The 18,217-nt window shown below is 65.1% G+C and carries 17 protein-coding genes; 10 read left to right on the top strand and 7 right to left on the bottom strand.

Going from position 1 to position 18,217, the window contains the following annotated elements; genetic code table 11:
- Positions 1-5 precede the first annotated feature (5 nt).
- The 5 genes from ACM43_RS31475 to ACM43_RS31455 form a co-directional block, all read right to left on the bottom strand.
- Positions 6-296 (bottom strand): suppressor of fused domain protein, encoded by a 291-nt coding sequence (locus ACM43_RS31475; protein WP_271545664.1) that lies wholly within the window; start codon positions 294-296, stop codon positions 6-8.
- Between the two features lie 511 nt (positions 297-807).
- A complete protein-coding gene (locus ACM43_RS31470) occupies positions 808-1,881 on the bottom strand; it encodes a malate/lactate/ureidoglycolate dehydrogenase (protein ID WP_271545346.1) in 1,074 nt (357 codons plus the stop codon).
- A gap of 11 nt (positions 1,882-1,892) precedes the next feature.
- Positions 1,893-2,804 (bottom strand): NAD(P)-dependent oxidoreductase, encoded by a 912-nt coding sequence (locus tag ACM43_RS31465; protein ID WP_271545345.1) that lies wholly within the window; start codon positions 2,802-2,804, stop codon positions 1,893-1,895.
- Between the two features lie 12 nt (positions 2,805-2,816).
- Positions 2,817-4,067 (bottom strand): Zn-dependent hydrolase, encoded by a 1,251-nt coding sequence (locus tag ACM43_RS31460; RefSeq protein ID WP_271545344.1) that lies wholly within the window; start codon positions 4,065-4,067, stop codon positions 2,817-2,819.
- 124 nt (positions 4,068-4,191) lie between these two features.
- Positions 4,192-5,109: a LysR family transcriptional regulator gene (locus tag ACM43_RS31455; RefSeq protein ID WP_271545343.1), complete on the bottom strand. Its 918-nt coding sequence runs from the start codon at positions 5,107-5,109 to the stop codon at positions 4,192-4,194.
- Between the two features lie 120 nt (positions 5,110-5,229).
- On the opposite strand from ACM43_RS31455, the gene ACM43_RS31450 reads away from it, so the two are divergent.
- From ACM43_RS31450 to ACM43_RS31425, 6 genes are all read left to right on the top strand, one after another.
- Entirely contained in the window at positions 5,230-6,045 is an 816-nt protein-coding gene (locus ACM43_RS31450; RefSeq protein WP_271545342.1) for a putative hydro-lyase, read from the top strand.
- A gap of 89 nt (positions 6,046-6,134) precedes the next feature.
- On the top strand, positions 6,135-7,379 hold the full coding sequence (locus tag ACM43_RS31445) for an ABC transporter substrate-binding protein (protein WP_271545341.1): 1,245 nt from the start codon (positions 6,135-6,137) through the stop codon (positions 7,377-7,379).
- A gap of 201 nt (positions 7,380-7,580) precedes the next feature.
- A complete protein-coding gene (locus ACM43_RS31440; protein WP_271545340.1) occupies positions 7,581-8,459 on the top strand; it encodes a branched-chain amino acid ABC transporter permease in 879 nt (292 codons plus the stop codon).
- Positions 8,459-9,442: a branched-chain amino acid ABC transporter permease gene (locus ACM43_RS31435; protein ID WP_271545339.1), complete on the top strand. Its 984-nt coding sequence runs from the start codon at positions 8,459-8,461 to the stop codon at positions 9,440-9,442. Before ACM43_RS31440 ends, ACM43_RS31435 begins: the two co-directional genes overlap by 1 nt.
- The gene (locus tag ACM43_RS31430; protein WP_271545338.1) at positions 9,439-10,170 is read left to right on the top strand and encodes an ABC transporter ATP-binding protein; all 732 of its coding nucleotides are present in this window, start codon (positions 9,439-9,441) and stop codon (positions 10,168-10,170) included. Before ACM43_RS31435 ends, ACM43_RS31430 begins: the two co-directional genes overlap by 4 nt.
- Positions 10,154-10,858: an ABC transporter ATP-binding protein gene (locus ACM43_RS31425; protein ID WP_271545337.1), complete on the top strand. Its 705-nt coding sequence runs from the start codon at positions 10,154-10,156 to the stop codon at positions 10,856-10,858. The genes ACM43_RS31430 and ACM43_RS31425 overlap by 17 nt, the downstream gene beginning before the upstream one ends.
- Before the next feature lie 181 nt (positions 10,859-11,039).
- Here the strand turns inward: ACM43_RS31425 and otnC are convergent, their stop codons facing one another.
- On the bottom strand, positions 11,040-11,726 hold the full coding sequence (gene otnC, locus ACM43_RS31420) for a 3-oxo-tetronate 4-phosphate decarboxylase (protein ID WP_271545336.1): 687 nt from the start codon (positions 11,724-11,726) through the stop codon (positions 11,040-11,042).
- Between otnC and ltnD the strand changes: the two genes are divergently transcribed.
- The 4 genes from ltnD to ACM43_RS31400 all read left to right on the top strand — a co-directional run bounded on the left by ltnD (position 11,674) and on the right by ACM43_RS31400 (position 16,674).
- Positions 11,674-12,750 carry an L-threonate dehydrogenase gene (gene ltnD / locus ACM43_RS31415; RefSeq protein WP_333919949.1) on the top strand — a complete coding sequence of 359 codons (1,077 nt, stop codon included), beginning with the start codon at positions 11,674-11,676 and terminating at the stop codon, positions 12,748-12,750. The two genes, otnC and ltnD, sit on opposite strands and share 53 nt — an antisense overlap.
- Before the next feature lie 13 nt (positions 12,751-12,763).
- The gene (gene otnI, locus ACM43_RS31410; RefSeq protein WP_157281212.1) at positions 12,764-13,546 is read left to right on the top strand and encodes a 2-oxo-tetronate isomerase; all 783 of its coding nucleotides are present in this window, start codon (positions 12,764-12,766) and stop codon (positions 13,544-13,546) included.
- Complete coding sequence (gene otnK / locus ACM43_RS31405; RefSeq protein WP_271545334.1) at positions 13,543-14,814, top strand: 3-oxo-tetronate kinase; 1,272 nt, start codon at positions 13,543-13,545, stop codon at positions 14,812-14,814. The genes otnI and otnK overlap by 4 nt, the downstream gene beginning before the upstream one ends.
- Before the next feature lie 168 nt (positions 14,815-14,982).
- Positions 14,983-16,674 carry a methyl-accepting chemotaxis protein gene (locus ACM43_RS31400; RefSeq protein WP_271545333.1) on the top strand — a complete coding sequence of 564 codons (1,692 nt, stop codon included), beginning with the start codon at positions 14,983-14,985 and terminating at the stop codon, positions 16,672-16,674.
- Between the two features lie 12 nt (positions 16,675-16,686).
- On the opposite strand, the gene ACM43_RS31395 is transcribed toward ACM43_RS31400, so the two are convergent.
- Positions 16,687-18,195 carry an acetyl-CoA acetyltransferase gene (locus ACM43_RS31395; protein ID WP_271545332.1) on the bottom strand — a complete coding sequence of 503 codons (1,509 nt, stop codon included), beginning with the start codon at positions 18,193-18,195 and terminating at the stop codon, positions 16,687-16,689.
- Positions 18,196-18,217: the final 22 nt, after the last annotated feature.

The raw sequence follows: 18,217 nt of genomic DNA, 5'->3' as shown, positions 1-18,217 counted from the left end.
TACGACTACACATACGACTTCCGCGCCGGATCGAAGATCGGCGGGTAGTCGTTGTCATCGAGCAGATCGAGGAAGGGATCCAGCCCCCTGGACTTGATCAGCCCGAGCTCCTGATGCGAGATCAGGTTCACGGTCAGGATCTCCACCGGATCGCCCGCAATCTCCAGCGCTTCGGCGATCTCCTTGTCGGGGCCGATGATCGGTGTGAGCAACAGGAACGTCTGGAAGTCCGTTCCTGCAACCGGCGGCCACGGAAGCGCGACGCGATGGCCGAAGCCGAACCAGGTCGTGTCGATGAACGGCAGATTGGCCAGCCAGCGCAGATTGGCGCAAACGTCCTGCGTCGGCTCGCGGACGTACCAGCTCGGCCCGGGGCTTTGCGTCCCCGGGGACGCCGTGCATCCGTTGCTCGCTCATGCCGTTGGTGAGAAGGACATAGCCTTCGTCGGAGCCCTCCTGGCAGACCGGGACGAAATCGCGGCCGAAGGCGTGGATGTCGATGCGGCGCTCCGCGTAGTCCGTGAATGTGCGCTCGGGCTCGCCAAGCTCGCTCTCGTAGATGGCGAGCCGTTGCCGGTAGAGATCGGATCCGGGCGACGGAAGGTTTGAGCCGGACACGAATTTTGCGAGACGGGAGAGCATGCGAACCTCGGGCGGATGCAATCGGATATCCGCATTGTCGCAAGGTCATGCGGGGCGGTTCAAACCTGTGCCGCGAGCACGTCGATATCTTCGCCGCCGTCCAGTCTCTCTTGCGCGATTGGTCATGAGGCGCGAGGCGACGCCGAGGAACGCGCCTCGCTCCGATCAGCTCGCGATCTTCTCGATCGCCGTCTGTTCCAGCCCGAACTTCTTCCCGGCATCCAGGATCTCCTGCCAGGTGGTTGGGTCGACCGGGATTCCCTCGGCGAGACGTTTCTTCTTGCTCTCGCGCTCCGGCTCGCCCGCGATTCTGACCTTGTCGACGCCGGGGGCAGGCGGCGAGCCGGTGTGCCAGCTCACGAAGCTCTCAACTTCGCGTGCAAGGTTCTCGCCGGTGCCGAGCTTGCCGGGGTCGATGACGATCGAGAGCATGCCGTTGAGGACGTTGTACTTGCCATCGGACGGGCCCTTGACCACCTGCCCGCCGGAGAGCGCGCCGCCGAGGATCTCGCACACCAGGGCGAGCCCCGAACCCTTGTGCTCGCCGAACGGCAGGATCGCGCCGTACGGCGGAATCACGGTGTAGCGCGGGTTTGTCGTCTGCTTGCCTTCATTGTCGATGACCGTGCCGGGCTCGAGCGCGACGCCTTTGTTGTGCGCGACGCGGGTCTTGCCCTGCGCGATCCTGCTGGTGGCGAAGTCGAGCACAATGGGATCCTTGCCGGCGCGCGGGATGCCGACGCAGAACGGGTTGGTGCCGTGGCGTGCGTCGCTGCCGCCCCAGGGCGCCACGATCGGCCGCGAGATCACGTTGACGAAGTGGATCGAGACCAGGCCGTGGTCGATGCACTGCTCGGCCCAGTGGCCGATGCGGCCGATGTGATGCGAATTTGAGAGGCCGACAAGGCAAACACCGTTCTTCTTTGCGCGCTCGGCCGCGAGCTCCATCGCTTCATGGCCGATCACCTGGCCGTAGCCGGTGAGGCCGTCGAGGGTGAGAAGCGGGCCGGTGTCGAGCACGATCTTGACGTGTGAGTTCACGGCGAGGCCGCCATTGGTGACGCTCTGGACGTAGCGCGGAATCATGCCGACGCCGTGTGAGTCGTGTCCCTTCAGATTAGCTTCGACGAGATTGGTGGCCACGAGCTCGGCCTCGCGGTCCGAGGAGCCGCCGGCCCTGACGATGGCATGGATGGCCTTGGTGAGCGGCTCAGCCTTGATGATGCGATAGTCGGCCATTGTTGTTGCTCTTATCCCTTCACGATCCGGCGGCAATGGACCAACGCCGCTTCAATCAGGTTCTCGCTCGCCTCCGGTGTGCGGAAGGCCGAATGCGCCGACAACGTCACGTTCGGCAGCTTCGTCAGCGGATGATCGCCGGGCAGCGGCTCGATGTTGAAGACATCGAGGCCGGCGTGGCGGATATGGCCGGACTTCAGCGCCTCGATCATGGCGGCCTCGTCGACAACAGCGGCGCGGGCGGTGTTGATGAGGATGACGCCGCGCTTCATTGCGAAAATTTTCTCGCGCGTGATCATGCCGCGCGTCTCGTCGTTGAGCAGCAGGTGCAGCGACACCACATCGCTTCTCGCCAGCACGCTGTCGAGGTCGGTGAACTCGACGCTCGCGTGGCTCTTCGGCGAGCGATTCCAGGCGATCACCTTCATGCCGCTGCCGGACGCGATGCGCGCGACCTCCGCGGCGATGCCGCCGAAGCCGATCAGGCCGAGCGTCTTGCCGGTGAGCTGCATGCCGTCCTCGCGCAGCCAGTTGCCGGCCCGCATCTCGCGGTCCATCATCGCAATGACGCGGGCCGACGCCCACATCAGCGCGATCGCGGATTCCGCAACCGCGGTGTCGCCGTAGCCCTTGATCAGATGCACGGAAATGCCGAGCTCGGCGAGCTCTTCCGGATTCATGTAGCTGCGCGCGCCGGTGCCGAGGAACACGACGTGCTTCAGGCCGGTGCATTTCTTCGCGACCTCGGTCGGCAGCGCGGTGTGGTCGACGATCGCGATCTCTGCGCCGTCGAGCACTTCCGGATATTGCTCGGGCGTGATGTCGGGATTCCTGTTGATCCGCACCTTGGGATCACCGGGCTTCTCCAGCCGCTCCATGATCACGGCAAGCGATTCATTGGCGTCGACGAAAACTCCGCGCATGGTTCTCTCCGCTCAGGATGCGACGCCGGCGATCGCCAGCACGGTATGCATGAGGACGTTGGTGCCCGCGGCGCAGTCGCCCTGCGTCGCATCCTCCAGCTCGTTGTGGCTGATGCCGTCCTTGCAGGGCACGAACACCATCGCCGCCGGCATGATCGTGTTGAGGTTGCAGGCGTCGTGGCCGGCGCCGGAGGTGATGCGGCGCGAGGAATAGCCGAGCGTCTTGGCGGCGTTCTCGACGGCAGCAATCAGCTTCGGATCGAAATGCGTCGGCGGCTTGCGCCAGACCAGATCGATCTTGACCTCGACCTTGCGGCGAGCCGCGATCTCGGCAATCGCGGCTCGCAGATCGCGGTCGAGCGCGTCCATGATGGCGCCGTCGGCACTGCGGCAGTCCATGGTGAAGGCGATCTCGCCGGGAATGACGTTGCGCGAGGGATTGGCGATGACGGCCTCGCCGATGGTGCCGACTGCGTTCGGTCCGTGCTTCCTCGCAATCGACTCCATCGCCAGCACGATTTCGGACAAGGTCGCCAGCGCATCGCGCCGCAGCGGCATCGGCGTGGAGCCCGCATGGCTCTCGAAGCCGGAGATCTTGCCGTCGTACCAGAGCACGCCCTGGCCGGAATCGACCACGCCGATGGTTTTGCCTTCCGCTTCGAGGATCGGCCCCTGCTCGATGTGCAGCTCGACGAAGCAGCCGAGCTTCTGGAAGCCGACCGGCTTGTCGCCGCGATAGCCGATGCCGTCGAGCGCCTGGCCGACGGTGGTGCCCTCGGCGTCCTTGCGCGACAAAATGTCGTCGGTGGTGAAGTCGCCGACATAGGCGGCAGAGGCCATCATCGCAGGTGCGAAGCGCGAGCCTTCCTCGTTGGTCCAGTTCACGATGCAGATCGGCGCCTCGGTCTCGATGCCGGCATCATTCAGCGTGCGGATCACCTCCAGCGCGCCGAGCGTCCCCAGGATGCCGTCATACTTGCCGCCGGTCGGCTGGGTGTCGAGATGCGAGCCGATGCCGACGGGCAGCTTCGACATGTCGCGGCCTTTGCGCAGGCCGAACTGTGATCCGAGCGCGTCGACGTGGACTTCCAGTCCGGCATCCTCGCAGGCCTTGCGGAACCAATCGCGCACCTGCTTGTCTTCACGGCTCAACGTCAGCCGCCGCACGCCGCCCTTGGCCGTCGCGCCGAATTGCGCGGTCTCGTGGATGGAGCCCCACAGGCGGGCAGAATCGATTTGCAGGTTGGTCGCGGCTCGGCTCATGCGGTCGTTTCCATTTGTCGCTGTCATTCCGGGGCGCCCGAAGGGCGAACCCGGAATCTCGAGATTCCGGGTCTGGTGCTTACGCACCATCCCGGAATGACGGGAGAAAGGTCCGGCGCCTTTTTCAATGACGCGCCTGTGCGGGCGCGTCAACCGCGAGGCTGCTCTGCGCAATTTGCCGTGCAAGCTCGGCGACGCGCTGCACGGCGACGACATCGGGCGAGGCCAGCCAGCTCGCGGTGAAGGTCAGCGGCGCGATGGAAAGATCGGTGTCGAGCAGCTGCAGGCGTCCGTCGGCAAGCTCGTTTTCGACGATGGCGTCGGGGATCACGGCAATGCCGAGTCCCTCGACCGCCATGTGGATGACGGTCGCCAGCGAAGCGGACGCATGCAGGCGGATCGGCGGCAGCTCCGGCCGGTCGAACACCTCGCGCACGACCTCGTAGGGCTTGGTCTTGCGCGGGAAGGTGATGATCGGAAACCGTGCGAGCTCTGCTGGCGTCACCGGGCCCTTGCCGAGCCCGAGCGACGGACTTGCGAGGAAGCCGATCGGATAATCGGCGAGCACGCGGTTGTGCACGCCGGAGGCGGACAGCGGTCCGACCACGAAGGCGAGCTCGATCTCCTGCGCGAGCAGGCGCGCGGTGAGGTTCGGCGTGATGTCGACCTCGATCTCCAGCGACAGGTTCGGATAGACCTCGTTGACGCTCTTGACGAGCCGCGGCAGCCAGGTGTGCACGATGGTCTCGGCGACGCCGAGCCGCATCACGCCGCGCATCGCGGAAGCATCTCCGATCTCCGCCATCATCGCCGCGCGCAGGCCGATCAGCTTCTCCGCATAGACCATCATCTGCCGGCCGCTCGGGGTCGGGGAGGCGATGCGATGATCGCGGTTCAAGAGCTTCACGCCTATCTCGCGCTCGAGCTGGGCGATGCGCTGGGAGATCGCCGGCTGGGTGGTATTGAGCCGTTGCGCGGCGCCACGGAAGCTGCCGAGCTTCACAACCCAAAGGAACGTCTCGATCGACCTGAAGTCCAGCATTGGAAGGATTTTCCCGATCGATAAATCAGATTTATCGAGATTGATTAGAAACGAAGATTAGACTTTATAGCACGCTTGGTGTTGGCTTGTCTTTGTCGAGTTTATAGGCAGGTCGATCACATGACTGTTTTGGTGGCAGCGCAGCAAACTGAAACACCCGACGCCCTCCCGAGCCGCAAGGCCCGGCTCGCCTACCGCGAGGGGCTGGTCGCCTCCACCGCCGGCGCCGCCCCCGGATATGTCCAGGGCAATCTGGCGATCCTGCCGGCGGAATATGCCGGAGCCTTCCACCGCTTCTGCCAGCTCAATCCCAAGCCGTGCCCGATCATCGGCATGTCCGATGTCGGCAGCCCTTACATCCCCTCGCTCGGCGCCGATCTCGACATCCGCACCGACGTGCCGCGCTACCGCGTCTGGCGCGATGGCGACGTCGTGGACGAGCCGACCGACGTGACGAGCTATTGGCGCGACGACCTCGTCACCTTCGTGCTCGGCTGCTCGTTCTCGTTCGAGGAGGCGCTGCTCGAGGAGGGCCTGCCGATCCGCCACATCGAGAAGAACGTGCGCGTGCCGATGTACCGCACCAACATCGCCTGCGGTGTATCAGGTCCGTTCGCCGGCCCGATGGTGGTGTCGATGCGTCCGTTCAAGCCGGCCGATGCGATCCGCGCGGTGCAGATCACCTCGCGCTATCCGGCCGTGCACGGCGCGCCCGTGCATCTCGGCCATCCGCATCTGATCGGCATCAAGGATATCGCCAAGCCCGATTACGGCGATCCGGTGCCGGTCGCCGACGACGAGATCCCGGTGTTCTGGGCCTGTGGGGTGACGCCGCAATCGGTCATCAACGCCGCGAAGCTGCCGTTCGCTATCACGCATTCGCCCGGCCTGATGCTGGTGACCGATCTCAAGAACAGAAACATGGCCGTGATTTAGTGGGCAGCGTCTGCTGCTTCTTCAGGCTTTACCGCATCCACCAATCGCTTCATTCGATCAGCCGAAATTCAGGAACAGGGGACTTTGCCATGACGATCACTCGCCGCGACGTGTTGTTGGGAGCCACCGCCAGTGCCGCTCTCGTGCCGCTGGCAGCGCGCGCACAAACGACGGAAGTTGTGATCGGCGTGATCTATCCGTTCTCCGGCGGCAGCGCGCAGCAGGGCGTCGACGCGCAGAAGGCCTATGAGACCGCGCTCGAAGTCATCAACAAGGACAGCGATTTCGACCTGCCGCTGGCAAAGGGCGAAGGCCTCCCGGGTCTCGGCGGCGCCAAGATCCGCCTCGTGTTCGCCGACCATCAGGCCGATCCGCAGAAGGGCCGCGCCGAGGCCGAGCGCCTGATCACGCAGGAGAAGGTTTGCGCGATCATCGGCACTTACCAGAGCGCGGTGGCCGTCACCGTCAGCCAGATATGCGAACGCTATCAGGTCCCGTTCCTGTCCGCCGACAATTCCTCCCCGAGCCTGCACCGCCGCGGCCTGAAATATTACTTCCGCGCCTCGCCGCACGACGAGATGTACTCGGCCGCGATGTTCGACTTCTTCGATGCGATGAAGAAGAAGGGCACCAAGATCGAGACGCTGTCGCTGTTCCACGAGGACACCATCTTCGGCACCGATTCCGGCAATGCCCAGACCAAGATTGCCGGCGAGCGCGGCTACAAGATCGTCACCGACATCAAGTATCGCGCCAACTCGCCCTCGCTCTCGGCCGAGGTGCAGCAGCTCAAGACCGCCAATGCCGACGTGCTGATGCCGTCGAGCTACACCACTGACGGCATCCTCCTGGTCAAGACTATGGCCGAGCTCGGCTACAAGCCGAATGCGATCGTGGCGCAGGATGCCGGCTTCTCCGAGAAGGCGCTTTACGACGCCGTCGGCGACAAGCTCGAAGGCGTGATCTCGCGCGGCACCTTCTCGCTCGATCTCGCGCAGAAGCGGCCGATGGTCGGCAAGATCAACGAGATGTTCAAGGCGAGGTCCGGCAAGGATTTCAACGACCTCACTTCGCGCCAGTTCATGGGCCTGATCATCCTCGCCGACGCCATCAGCCGCGCCAAGTCGACCGACGGCGAGAAGATCCGCGATGCGCTCGCGGCGACCGACATCCCGGGCGAGAAGACCATCATGCCCTGGAAGCGCGTCAAGTTCGACGAGATGGGCCAGAACAACGACGCCGATCCGGTGCTGCTGCAGTATGTCGGCGGCAAGTTCGTCACCATCTTCCCGCCGCAGGCTGCGATCGCCGAGGCGATCTGGCCGATGAAGTAAAAGCTGCGGAGGGCAGCGGGGCAGGCGGGGTGGGAGCAAACTGCTCCCACCGTCATTGCGAGGAGCCCGCGACAAAATTGCGTAGCAATTTTGCGCTGGCGACGAAGCAATCCAGACTGCTTCCCTGGAAACATTTCTGGATTGCTTCGCTTCGCTCGCAATGACGAAGCCTGTCGTGACGTTTCGAACGGGGGACCAGAGTTGACAGCCCAAGCCATTATCCAGAGTCTCGCGAGCGGCCTTCTGATGGGCCTGCTCTACGGATTGATCGCGGTCGGCCTCGCGCTGATCTTCGGCCTGATGGACGTCACGAACTTCGCCCATGGCGAATTCCTGATGATCGCGATGTATCTGTCCTTCTTCCTGTTCGCCTTCTTCGCGATCGACCCGTTGCTGTCGGCGCCGCTCGTCGCCGCGGCACTCTTCATATTCGGAGCGGTCGTCTATCTGCTCCTTGTCCGCTTCGCCATGCGGGCCAAGGCCAATGCCGGCATGGTGCAGATCTTTACCACTTTTGGCCTTGCCATCGTCATGCGCGGCCTCGCGCAGTACTTCTTCACGCCGGACTATCGCAGCATTCCGCAGTCCTGGCTCGGCGGCAAGACCATCTCGATTGCCGGGATCTTCCTGCCGGAGCCGCAACTGGTCGGCGCGCTGGTCTCGATCGCGGCTTTTGCAGGTCTCTACTTCTTCATCCACAAAACTGATTTCGGCCGCGCAATCGAAGCGACCCGCGAGGATCCCGGTGCAGTCGCCCTCGTCGGCATCGACAAGAACCGCGTGTTCGCCTTCGGCTGGGGCCTCGGTGCCGCGCTGGTCGGCCTCGCCGGCGCGATCATGGCGGTGTTCTTCTACATCTATCCCGACGTCGGCGCCTCCTTTGCGCTGATTGCCTACGTCACGGTGGCGCTCGGCGGCTTCGGCAGCGTGTTCGGCGCCTTCGCCGGTGGCATCATCGTCGGTCTCGTCGAGGCAATCACCGCGCTGGTGCTGCCGCCGTCGCTGAAATCGGTCGGCATCTACTCGGTCTATCTGCTGGTCGTCTTCATCCGGCCGCGCGGCCTGTTCGGATCGATCTGATGGACAAGGATTTTGCAGCGCGGCGCCGCCGCGACCTCATCATCGCCGCAGCGCTCGCTGCCATTGCCGCGCTGACGCCGTTGTTCGTGAAGGACGTCGTCGTCCAGAACATCCTGATCCTGACGCTGATGTATGCGGGATTGTCGCAGAGCTGGAATATCCTGTCCGGCTATTGCGGGCAGATCTCGCTCGGCCACGCGCTGTACTTTGGCCTCGGTGCTTACACCACCGAGCTGCTGTTCACGAAGTTCGGCGTGCTGCCCTGGTTCGGCATGCTGGCGGGCGGGGTGGTGTCGGCGCTGATCGCGATGGGGCTCGGCTATCCCTTCTTCCGCCTGCGCGGCCATTACTTCGTGATCGCAACCATCGTCATCGCCGAAATCGGCTTGCTTCTGTTCCACAACTGGGAATGGGCAGGCGCCGCGATGGGTATCACCATTCCGATCCGCGGCGACAGCTGGCTGAAATTCCAGTTTCTGCGCACCAAGCTGCCCTACTTCTATTTCGCGCTGGCGCTGTGCTGCCTCGCCTGGTTCGTGACATGGTGGCTGGAAAACTCCAAATGGGGATTTTGGTGGCGCGCGGTCAAGGACAACCCGGAGGCGGCCGAGAGCCTCGGTGTCGACGTGTTCAATTCCAAGATGGGTGCGGCCGCGGTTTCCGCCTTCCTTGTCGCCGTGGGCGGCAGCTTCTACGCCCAGTTCGTCTCCTATATCGATCCGGAAAGCGTCATGGGCTTTCAGTTCTCGCTGCTGATGGCGCTGCCGGCCGTGCTCGGCGGCATCGGCACCCTGTGGGGGCCGGTGTTAGGGGCGGCCATCCTGATCCCGCTGACTGAGCTGACGCGCTTCAAGTTCGGCGGCTCGGGGCGGGGTGTCGACCTCATTGTCTACGGCACGCTGATCGTTCTGATCTCGCTGGCCCTGCCGCGCGGCCTGCTGAGCCTGTTTTCACGCCCGAAGAAGACGGGAGCTGCCCGATGAGCGCGCTGCTCGAAACCCGCGGCGTCTGGCAGCGCTTCGGCGGCCTCGTCGCCAACAGCGACGTCTCGATCTCGGTCGGCCGCGGCGAGATCGTCGGCCTGATCGGCCCGAACGGTGCCGGCAAGTCGACGCTGTTCAATCTCATCGCCGGTGTTCTGCCGCCGACGCAAGGCTCGATTCTATTCGACGGCGAGGACGTCACCAAACTGCCGGCGGCCGAACGCTGCCGGCGGGGCATCGGCCGCACCTTTCAGGTCGTGAAGAGCTTCGAGACCATGACTGTCATCGACAACGTCATCGTCGGCGCCCTCGTGCGTACCACCGTGATGCGCGAGGCGCGCCGCAAGGCGCATGAAGTGCTGGAGTTCACCGGCCTTGCCGCGCGCGCCGACGTGCTCGCCAGCGACCTCGTGCCGGCCGAGAAGCGCCGCCTCGAAGTCGCGCGGGCGCTTGCGACCGAGCCGAAGCTGCTGCTGCTCGACGAGGTCCTCACTGGCCTCACGCCGACCGAGGCGCAGACCGGCGTCGCGCTGGTGCGCAAGGTGCGCGATGCCGGCATCACGGTCTTGATGGTCGAGCATGTCATGGAGATCGTGATGCCGCTGGTGGACCGCGCCATCGTGCTCGACCTCGGCAAGGTCCTGGTCGAGGGCAAGCCCGCCGACGTCGTGCGCGATCCCAAGGTGATCAAGGCATATCTGGGAGATCGTCATGTTGTCGGTGCGTGAAGTCACGACCGCCTATCAGGGCCTGGTTGCGATCTCCGCGGTCTCGATCGAGGTCCAGAAGGGCGAGATCGTCTGCGTCGCCGGCGCCAACGGCGCGGGCAAGTCGACGCTGCTGAAGTCGATCGCCGGCGCCGAGCGTCCGCGCTCGGGCAGCGTGACCTTCGACGGCAAGCGCCTCGACGGCATGGCGCAGCATCACATCACGGCCACCGGCATCGCGTATGTGCCGGAAAACCGCCGTTTGTTTCCGCGCCTGTCGGTGCGCGACAACCTTCGCCTCGGCAGCTATCTCTACAGGGGCGAAGCGAACCGCGAAGAGCCGCTCGATCTCGTCTTCAAGCTGTTCCCGCGCCTCCAGGAACGTCTGGAGCAGCGCGCCGAGACGCTCTCCGGCGGCGAGCAGCAGATGCTCGCGATCGGCCGCGCGCTGATGACGCGTCCACGCCTGTTGATGCTGGACGAGCCCTCGCAGGGCATCATGCCGAAACTGGTCGACGAGATCTTCCAGGCCGTGAAGCTCATCCGCGACTCCGGCATGACCGTCCTCATCGTCGAGCAGCGCATGGCCGAATGCCTCGAGATCGCCGACCGCGCCTACATCCTGCAAACGGGCCGCGTGCTGATGCAGGGCTCGTCCGCGGAGATCAAGGGCAATCCGGACGTGAGGAAGGCGTATCTGGGGCTGTAGCCGAATAGTATCGGGCACGCCCGCGCAACATACCCGGTGTCATCGCCCGACTTGATCGGGCGATCCAGTACTCCGAGACGTCAGAGATATGCGGAGAAGCCGCGGCGTACTGGATTCCCCGCTTTCGCGGGGAATGACAGCGGTGGTGAGGCGACGCTCGTCCACCCCTTACCGCAAGTCGCTAATGCTCGTACCCGTGCTCCGGCAACGTCACCCCGAACACCTTCACCAGATCCGTCACCTGCTCCGGAGACAAATACCGCGGGTTCATCCCGCGCAGCAGCAGATACAGCTTCGCCGTCTCCTCCAGCTCTTCCGTCGCGAACACCGCCGCCTCCAGCGTATCGCCGGCGACGACAGGGCCGTGATTGGCGAGCAGCACGGATGAATATTTCCCCGCCAGCCCCTTGATCGCATCTGCGACCGCGGGGTCGCCGGGGCGGTAATAGGGCACGAGCGCGGTGGCGCCGCATTTCATCAAATAATAGGCCGTCATCGGCGGCAGCGCGGCGCGCGGATCGATCTCGGGCAGCATCGAGAGCGCCACCGAATGCGTGGAGTGGAGATGCACGATGGCACGAGCACTGCCGCGCGTGTCGTAAAGCGCCGTGTGCAGCGGAACTTCTTTCGTCGGGGCATCGCCCGAAACCAGCCGGCCCCGGCTATCCAGCCGCGACAGCTTCGCCGGGTCGAGGAAGCCGAGCGAGGCATTGGTCGGGGTCACCAGCCAGCCGCCATCGTCCAGCTTGACGCTGATATTGCCGGAGGAGCCCGGCGTCAGCCCGCGCTCGAACAGGGATCGTCCGAAGCGGCAGATGTCCTCGCGCAGCCGTGTCTCGTTGCTCGTTTCGGTTCTCATGGCCGTCATGCCTGCTTGTCTCACGCTTTGGCAGCGCGGCCAAGCCGTGTTATTCGGTTGCCAAGCTGCCGCAAAGGGCGGCTATTTGGGAAACGTTCGCAAGGGTCAGTTGCATATGTCCGCCTCCACGTCACAAAGTCAGCGTATCGCCGTTGTCGGGCTCGGCTCGATGGGCTTTGGCATGGCGACCTCGCTCAGGCGCGCCGGCCATGCCGTGACCGGCTGCGACGTCTCGGCGGATGCCGTCGCACGTTTCGTGAAGGACGGCGGCACCGGCGCCAAAACGCCGGCCGAGGCGGCCACGAATGCCGACATCGTCGTCAGCGTCGTCGTCAACGCCGGCCAGACCGAGGCGATCCTGTTCGGCAAGGACGGCACCGCCGAGACCATGCCGAAGGACAGCGTGTTCGTCTCCTCGGCGACCATGGACCCGGACGTGGCGCGGCGCCTGGCCAAGCAGCTGGAGGCGACCGGCCGGCACTATCTGGATGCGCCGATCTCCGGCGGGGCGCAGCGCGCCGCGCAAGGTGAATTGACGATCCTTGCTTCCGGCAGCTCCGCGGCTTTTGCGAGGGCGCGGCCGGCGCTCGATGCCATGGCTGCAAAGCTCTACGAGCTCGGCGATGCCGCCGGGCAGGGCGCTGCGTTCAAGATGATCAATCAGCTGCTAGCCGGCGTCCACATCGCCGCCGCCAGCGAAGCCATGGCGTTCGCGGCCAAGCAGGGCCTCGACATCCGCAAGGTCTACGAGGTGATCACGGCCTCCGCCGGCAATTCATGGATGTTCGAGAACCGCATGCCGCATGTGCTCGACGGCGACTACACGCCGCGAAGCGCGGTGGAGATCTTCGTCAAGGACCTCGGCATCATCCAGGACATGGCGCGCAGCGCCCGATTCCCCGTGCCGGTCTCCGCCGCCGCGCTCCAGATGTTCCTGATGACATCGGCCGCCGGCATGGGCCGCGACGACGACGCATCGGTCGCGCGCATGTATGCGCAGGTCACCGGCGTCAAGCTGCCCGGCGACAAGTAACAGAGGATTTCCAATGCCCCGTTTCGCCGCCAATCTCTCGATGATGTTCACCGAGGTGCCGTTCCTCGACCGCTTCGATGCCGCCGCGCAAGCGGGCTTCACCGCGGTGGAATTTCTGTTTCCGTACGAGCATCCCGCCGAGGCGGTCGGCGAGCGGCTCAAGCGCAACGGCCTGACCCAGGCGCTGTTCAACCTGCCGCCGGGCGACTGGAACGCCGGCGAGAAGGGCTTTGCCGCGCTGCCATCGCGCTTTTCCGATCTCAAGGCGAGCCTGGAGACGGCGCTGCCTTATGCCAAGGCGACCGGCGTCAAGCGCCTGCACCTGATGGCCGGCATCGCCAACCGCGGCGAGCGCGCCGCGATCGAGGCCTTCTACAAATCTGTGGCCTGGGCTGCCGAGTTCTTTGCGCCGCACGGCATCGATATCGTGATCGAACCGATCAACGCGCGCAACGTGCCCGGCTACTTCCTCAATGATTTCGGCTTCGCGCGGGATCTGATCCAGGAGCTGAGGCTTGCGAACCTGAAGCTCCAGTTCGACATCTATCACTGCCAGATCATCCATGGCGACGTCACCATGCGGCTGCGCGAGATGATGCCGATCATCGGCCACATCCAGATCGCCAGCATTCCCTCGCGCAACGAGCCCGATGGCGAGGAGCTGAACTATCCGTTCCTGTTCGAAGAGCTCGATCGGCTCGGCTATGCCGGCTTCGTCGGCTGCGAATACAATCCCCGCGGCAAGACCACCGATGGGCTTGCCTGGTTCAAGCCCTATGCGGGAGTGAAGCCGTGACCCCAGCGTTAGGCTGCATCGCCGACGACTACACCGGCGCCTCCGACCTCGCCAACACGCTGACGCGCGCCGGCCTGCGCACCGTCCAGACCATCGGCATCCCTGCCGACGATCTGGCGCTGCCCGAGGTCGATGCCGTCGTGGTGTCGTTGAAGAGCCGCTCGATCGAGGCCGGCCTTGCCGTGTCGCGCTCGCGCGCGGCGGACAAATGGCTGCGCGGCCGCGGCGCGGGCCACGTGCTGTTCAAGATCTGCTCGACCTTCGATTCCACCGACGCCGGCAATATCGGCCCGGTCATGGATGCGCTGCGCGCCGATTGCGGCGAGGGAGCCGTGCTGGTGACGCCAGCCTTTCCGGAGACCGGGCGCACCGTCTTTCAGGGCAATCTGTTCGTCGGCGCCGTGCCGCTCAGCGAGAGCCCGCTGAAGGACCATCCACTCAACCCGATGCATGATTCCAACTTGGTGCGCGTGCTGGCGCGCCAGAGCAGCACGCAGATCGGCCTCGTCGATCTCGCCACCGTCGCGCGCGGCGCGGAGGCCGTGCGGGCACGGCTGGCCGAGCTCGCCGCCAGGGGCATCGGTGCTGCGATCATCGACGCCGTGTTCGACCGCGACCTCGAGACCATCGGGCTCGTGGCCGCCGAACATCTTCTGTCGGTCGGCGCGTCCGGCATGGGCCTGGGACTTGCGCGCGCGCTGGTGTCGACGGGCAAGGTGAAGCCGGCACTGAGCAGCGAAACCGGCGCGGCCGTCGGCGGCCTGGCGGCATGCCTTGCCGGCAGCTGCTCGCAGGCGACGCTTCAGCAGATCGCGTATGCCGCGGGTGTCATGCCGGTGTTACATCTCGATCCGGAGCGTATCATTACGGGGGCGGGCGAAGCCGAGCGTGCGCTGGACTGGGCAAGGCCGCGACTGGCCGAAGGTCCGGTGCTGATCGCATCGAGCTCGACGCCCGATCAGGTCGCCGCGCTGCAGGCGCGCCACGGTCGCGACGCCGCCGGTCATGCGATCGAGCAGGCCATGGCCGATATTGCAGAAAACCTTGTAAAATCAGGCGTGCGGCGACTGATCGTTGCCGGTGGCGAGACATCCGGCGCCGTTGTCGATCGGTTGAAGATTCCCGGATTTCTCGTAGGAGTAGAGATCGCGGCTGGCGTTCCGGTGCTGCGCGCGGTCGGCGCCGAAAGCGACATGCTGCTCGCTCTGAAGTCGGGAAATTTCGGCGGCGGAGAGTTCTTCTCCGATGCGCTTAGGCTCATGCGCTGAGCGCAGGACGTTTTTAGCTGCCTGTTCATTTCTTTCAGGCTCCGTACTCGCACGGAGTCGCAGTTGCCATCCGCGCAGATGCTCTGGCGTTGGATGCCGGCGCTGCTCCCCTTTGGTTGATTTTTAGAGCTTTGACGCGCGCTCGCGCCAGCACAACGAGACCCGATTATGTTTGCCAAGCTTTCCATCCGCGCCAAGATCATCAGTGTCGTGGCGTTCCTGCTGGTCGCGATGACCGGCATGGGCCTGCTCGCCGTCATGAAGATGCGGACGATGAATGCCAACACCGTCGACATCACCACCAACTGGATGCCGAGCGTCAGGGTGATCGGCGACCTGCGCGCCGCAGTCATCACCTATCGGAACGTGGTGCGCCAGCACATGCTGGCCGAAGCTCTGGACGACAAGCTCGCGGTGGAGAAGACCGCTGCTACGGTGACCGAGGCGCTCGCCAAGACGCGCAGCAGGTACGAGCCCATGATCAGCTCCCCGGAAGAGCGGGCGCTCTACGGCCAGTGGTCCAAGCTCTGGGATGAGTACAAGAAGGGCACCGAGGAGGTGATGGCCTTGTCACGCAAGGAGGCCGGCAAGTTCCCGCGCGAGGCGCAGGAGCTCAACTCCAAGACGGTCAACAAGATCGGCCTTCAGGCAGACGAAGTCCTCAACAAGGACATCGAGCTCAACACCAAGGGCGGCGAACAGGCGGCTCATGATGCCGCCGACAGCTACGCCTATGCCTTCATGCTGGTTTCGGTCATTCTCGGCGCCGCCGTCCTGATCGGCATTGCTCTCAGCTTCTATCTCGTCCGCGACGTCTCGAACGGCATTAATTCCATCACCCAGCCGATGCAGGCGCTGGGCAACGGCGACCTTTCCGCCGAGGTCCCGCATCGCGGCGAGAAAACCGAGATCGGCGCCATGGCCGACGTGCTCCAGATCTTCAAGGAGGCGTTGATCGCCAAGAAGGCCGCCGACGAAGCCGCCGCGGCCGACGCCGAAGCCAAGATCGAGCGCGGCCGCCGCGTCGATAACATCACCCGCGAATTCGAAACGATGATCGGCGAGATCGTCCAGACCGTGTCATCGGCTTCGACCCAGTTAGAGGCCTCCGCATCGACCCTGACGGCGACCGCCGAGCGGTCCCAGAAGCTCGCGACCACGGTGGCCGGCGCCTCGGAGGAAGCCTCCACCAACGTGCAATCGGTGGCCTCGGCGACCGAAGAGATGGCCTCGTCGGTCGGCGAGATCAGCCGCCAGGTGCAGGAATCGGCGCGGATGGCGGGCGATGCCGTAGGCCAGGCGCGCGCCACCACCGAGCGCGTCAGCGAACTATCCAAGGCCGCCGCGCGCATCGGCGATGTCGTCGAGCTGATCAACACCATTGCCGGCCAGACCAACCTGCTGGCGCTGAATGCCACCATCGAGGCGGCGCGCGCGGGCGAAGCCGGCCGCGGCTTCGCCGTCGTCGCTTCCGAGGTGAAGGCGCTCGCGGAGCAGACTGCGAAGGCGACCGGTGAGATCGGCCAGCAGATCTCCGGCATCCAGGCCGCGACCAATGATTCGGTCGGCGCGATCAAGGAGATCTCCTCGACCATCGAGCGCCTGTCGGAGATCTCGTCGGCCATCGCGGCTGCGGTGGAAGAGCAGGGCGCGGCGACGCAGGAGATCGCCCGCAACGTTCAGCAGGCGGCGCATGGCACCCAGCAGGTGTCGTCCAACATCACCGACGTGCAGCGCGGCGCGACCGAGACTGGCACGGCCTCCTCGCAGGTGCTGTCGGCGGCGCAGATGCTGTCGAACGATTCCGGCCGGCTGAAGAATGAGGTCAGCAAGTTCCTGACCAACGTCCGCGCCGCGTGAGGTGCGCGATCGCTAGGCCACCCGCCACTCCGGCACGTCATCCGCTGCCATAGCGATTTCGCCGAGCGAGCCGACCGGGGTGCGATCCATGGCGAGCAGATGCGCCAGCGTCGCGCCATCGCTGGCCGGGATCCGCGCCAGCGTGCGGCGATCGTCCTCTGTCCGCAGCATCACGACGCCATGCTCGATATTGCCGCCGCGACCGTAAAGCACGGTGAAGCTCTCGACCTTGCCCTTGCCAGTGGCCTCCGCGACGAACTCCGGCACCGCGCGCTTGTTGCGGTCCGCATCGGCCTGCACGCTCGTTTCCTGCACCAGCGCCTCGCGCGGCGCCGTCTTCGACACTACCAGCGCGTGGTGCTTGGTGACGAAGCCGCCCTGGCCGTAGAGCAGGCCGAGCCTGGCGCCGTCGCGCAAACGGCGCACCATCGCGCAGGCCGCGTGCGTCATGTAGGTGTTGAGCGGCGCGCCGAAAAAGGTGAGGCCGCCGGTCACGGTCGGCTGCACGTCGGCACCTAAGCCCAGCGTCCGCCGCGCCATTTTGGGCACGCAGGGGAAGCAACTGTAGAGCTCGATCGCGTCGAACTTGTTGCCGTCGCCGCCGGCGAGGTCCATCGCCGCTTTCAGCACGGCGTTCTGCGGGTGGCTCTCGTAAAACTGGTCGCGCAGCAGATAGTCGCGCGGCTCTTCCGCGGAGGCGCCGCCGAGCGGGTAGACCAGTTTGTCTTCGGCGATCCCGGCCGCGCGTGCCTTGGCGAGACTGGTGAGCAGCAGCGCGCCGCCCATGTTGACGCTGGGGTTGGCCACCATCAGCTTGTTGTAGGGCCAGGCGATCAGGCGGTTGTCCGCGGTCGGCGTCGTGATCTCCTCCGGCGCATAACGCCGCTTCAGCCAGGCATTTGGATTCTGCGCGGCGGCGTCCGAGTAGCGCGACCACAGCGTGCCTGATTCCGCCATGGCCTCGCGCGGCGTCTGCCCCCAATGCGCCGAGGAGGCCGCCTCATAGAACGGATAGACGGTCACGGGCCGAAACACGCCGAGCTTCACCGCTAAGGGCTTCTGGAACGCCGCGCCGCGCTTCGGTTCCTCGACGTCATGGGCGAACGGCGTCCACGGGAGCTTGACGCCGGTGCGCTCCGCCTTGGTCGCGGTCGATTGCGCCTCGGCGCCGCAGATCGCCGCCACGCTGCACTCGCCGCGCGCGATGCGCTGGGCCGCCTCGTGGATGTAGCGGATCGGGCTCTCGCCGCCGACTGGGCCGTAATGGCAATGCGCGGGCGAGATGCCGAGGCGTTGCGCCAGGAGCTGCTCCGGATCGCGATAGCGCCAGCTCAGGAAATTGACGACGTCGAGCGATTGCACCTCGCCGAGCAGTTTTGCACCGGCGTCTTGTTCGGCGCGCCGCAGCGCCTGTTCGAGCAGGTCGAGCGGTTCGAGACCCGCCGCGATCTCCTTCGGGCGATCGATGATCTCGCCGATGCCGACGATGACGGGGATGCGGTCTTCGGGGATATTGGTCATTTCTTCTTGCTTCAATTCACGA

Source organism: Bradyrhizobium sp. CCBAU 45321, from assembly GCF_028128975.1.
Taxonomy (GTDB): domain Bacteria; phylum Pseudomonadota; class Alphaproteobacteria; order Rhizobiales; family Xanthobacteraceae; genus Bradyrhizobium; species Bradyrhizobium yuanmingense.
The sequence above is the reverse complement of the archived record's forward strand: the minus strand, read 5'-3'. Positions and strand labels throughout refer to the sequence as shown.

Coding starts and splice junctions, on each gene's coding strand:
- ACM43_RS31470 (WP_271545346.1), bottom strand. CDS start 1,881: ATGGCCGACTATCGCATCATCAAGGCTGAGCCGCTCACCAAGGCCATC.
- ACM43_RS31465 (WP_271545345.1), bottom strand. CDS start 2,804: ATGCGCGGAGTTTTCGTCGACGCCAATGAATCGCTTGCCGTGATCATG.
- ACM43_RS31460 (WP_271545344.1), bottom strand. CDS start 4,067: ATGAGCCGAGCCGCGACCAACCTGCAAATCGATTCTGCCCGCCTGTGG.
- ACM43_RS31455 (WP_271545343.1), bottom strand. CDS start 5,109: ATGCTGGACTTCAGGTCGATCGAGACGTTCCTTTGGGTTGTGAAGCTC.
- ACM43_RS31450 (WP_271545342.1), top strand. CDS start 5,230: ATGACTGTTTTGGTGGCAGCGCAGCAAACTGAAACACCCGACGCCCTC.
- ACM43_RS31445 (WP_271545341.1), top strand. CDS start 6,135: ATGACGATCACTCGCCGCGACGTGTTGTTGGGAGCCACCGCCAGTGCC.
- ACM43_RS31435 (WP_271545339.1), top strand. CDS start 8,459: ATGGACAAGGATTTTGCAGCGCGGCGCCGCCGCGACCTCATCATCGCC.
- ACM43_RS31430 (WP_271545338.1), top strand. CDS start 9,439: ATGAGCGCGCTGCTCGAAACCCGCGGCGTCTGGCAGCGCTTCGGCGGC.
- ACM43_RS31425 (WP_271545337.1), top strand. CDS start 10,154: ATGTTGTCGGTGCGTGAAGTCACGACCGCCTATCAGGGCCTGGTTGCG.
- ltnD (WP_333919949.1), top strand. CDS start 11,674: ATGTCCTCGCGCAGCCGTGTCTCGTTGCTCGTTTCGGTTCTCATGGCC.
- otnC (WP_271545336.1), bottom strand. CDS start 11,726: ATGACGGCCATGAGAACCGAAACGAGCAACGAGACACGGCTGCGCGAG.
- otnI (WP_157281212.1), top strand. CDS start 12,764: ATGCCCCGTTTCGCCGCCAATCTCTCGATGATGTTCACCGAGGTGCCG.
- ACM43_RS31400 (WP_271545333.1), top strand. CDS start 14,983: ATGTTTGCCAAGCTTTCCATCCGCGCCAAGATCATCAGTGTCGTGGCG.
- ACM43_RS31395 (WP_271545332.1), bottom strand. CDS start 18,195: ATGACCAATATCCCCGAAGACCGCATCCCCGTCATCGTCGGCATCGGC.